The following is a 402-nucleotide window of genomic DNA, read 5'->3' on the forward strand; positions in this document are numbered from 1 at the left end:
GTCCATATGAAGGACAAAAATATTGAAGATAATTATTATTCATTCGTTTTAGATAACAAGTTACAAGAACATCGTATGGGGAATGTAATTGATGCAACTCAAATCGATCGTATCGATGTTGAATATAAATAATAACATTTAGGAGTTTGTGAATGAGAGAGAAATTCAAATTACGTAAAAACAAAGTCGTTTTGGTTTCTGTTGCCATCGCTTCGATGTATATTACTATGCAAGGACAGGCGGAAGCTTCTGAAAATGTTGCTGAAGACTCCCAATCAACAAGTATTCAAAAGGTTGAGAAAGAACAAGCTGAATCTAAGAATCAACTTATGAATGAAACACGAACAAACGTAGTTGTTCAACATACTAAAGCGATGGGGAGAAAGAAAACAGATGCAAAAG

1 pseudogene is annotated in these 402 nt (G+C 33.8%); it reads left to right on the plus strand.

Annotated features, from left to right (window positions below):
- Positions 1 to 152: 152 nt before the first annotated feature.
- Positions 153 to 402, plus strand: a pseudogene (locus KDL01_RS42500) (FKLRK protein); the annotation flags it as partial.

It is taken from the genome of Actinospica durhamensis, from assembly GCF_018139695.1.
Classification (GTDB): Bacteria; Actinomycetota; Actinomycetes; order Streptomycetales; family Catenulisporaceae; genus Actinospica; species Actinospica durhamensis.